The organism is Moorena sp. SIO3E8 (assembly GCF_010692445.1).
Lineage (GTDB): Bacteria > Cyanobacteriota > Cyanobacteriia > Cyanobacteriales > Coleofasciculaceae > Moorena > Moorena bouillonii.
The window spans coordinates 1-1474 of the sequence record NZ_JAAHHM010000349.1; the positions used below are offsets into that span (position 1 = coordinate 1).

The window sequence follows — 1474 nt, forward strand, 5'->3', positions numbered from 1 at the left end:
CCGTTAAACTAAGCTGGGAGGTCGCCCTCTCCAACTCGTCTTCAAAACCGTACTTGTGACTTTCACCACATACGGCTCCTCGTGTCTGAAGTCCTTTGTCATTAGGTACCTTATATAGGGTTTTCATCTAAACTCCTAATGTTGTTTTGATGTTTTCTTATTTCCCTATGTATCTCGTCGTGGCAGTGTAGGTGGATTAATTCCATATTTTGGATTTGGTCTTTACCACCTTGACTTAGCGGCTTAACATGGTGTACTTCCCAGTCATCTCCTGTTCTGAAGGTTAATCCACAATGGGCGCACTTCCCTTTTTGTTTCTTGAAAAGTTTCCCTTTCTGAGTTACTAATTCGGGGTGTTTGCTCATTCTGTTCCCCCAGTATGTTAGGTCACCATCATAGATACTGCGGTCTTGCTTCACTTTTACGTATCTGCTGACCTCTATCCATGCGTGTTTTATCAGGTGTTGTTCATCAGATTTTCTGAAGACCCAGTTATCGTTACCGTGTTCTCCGTCTTTTCTGGTTACTCTTCCCCAATATTTCTTTTTGACCCAATCCCAGGATTTGTTTCCGTGTCTGTACTTGCCCCACCTTCTCAGTTTTTGGTACATCAAGTGGTCTAAGTCACCAAATATCTCTTTGCTTATGCCAGTTTTGTGGTAGTTACACCATCCTCTTATTTTCTGGTTTAGCTTGTTGATTAGGTGTTCCTGGGGGGCTGCTTTGTGTGAGTCTATTAACTTGCACAAGTCCTCCCAGTGTTCCTTGATGGCTTTCTTTGAAGGTTTTATGAGTGTTTTGTACCCTAGTTTGCTCTGATTTTTTCCCACTTCGTATTGTCTTACGTTGAATCCGAGAAAGTCGAATCCATCGTTAGAGTGTACTATTTGAGTTTTTTCAGGCTTTAATTCCAGACCAATGTCATTTAGCCATTCATTTATGACATCCTTACATTTTTCGATGTGCTCTTTTGACTTGTGCATTACTACAAAGTCATCGGCATATCTTACAAAGATGAGCCCCCGTCTTTTCTGGGTTTTACTCTTTCTCTTCTCTACATAGGTTTCGGCGAAGCTTTTCATTTCTTCTTCCATTCCATGTAGGGCTATATTAGCTAGTAAGGGTGAGATGACACCGCCCTGTGGGGTACCTGTCTCTGTTTTGGCGAAGGTACCCTTGTCAATTACTCCTGCTTTTAGCCATCCCTTTACTATCCTCCTTAATTTGGGGAAGGTGTCTAGTTTGTTCAGCAGTTTGGAGTGATTGATTTTGTCGAAGCATTTACTTATGTCGGCATCTAGTACCCATTTGGGTGTTTTTAGTCCGTTAAATATTGCTTCTCGGGCGTCGAAGGCGTTTCTACCTGGTCTGAAACCATATGAGTTTGGTTCAAATTTTGCTTCCCATTCAGGTTCTAGTGCCATTTTGACTAATGCTTGAATGGCTCTATCTTCTATAGTGGGTATTCCTAGTG

At 41.9% G+C, this 1474-nt stretch carries 1 protein-coding gene; it reads right to left on the reverse strand.

All coding sequences use genetic code 11. The annotated features are described in order from the left end of the window. Positions 1-110: 110 nt before the first annotated feature. The coding region (gene ltrA / locus F6K46_RS39700) for a group II intron reverse transcriptase/maturase (RefSeq protein ID WP_293068987.1) at positions 111-1474 on the reverse strand (1364 nt) is incomplete at its 5' end.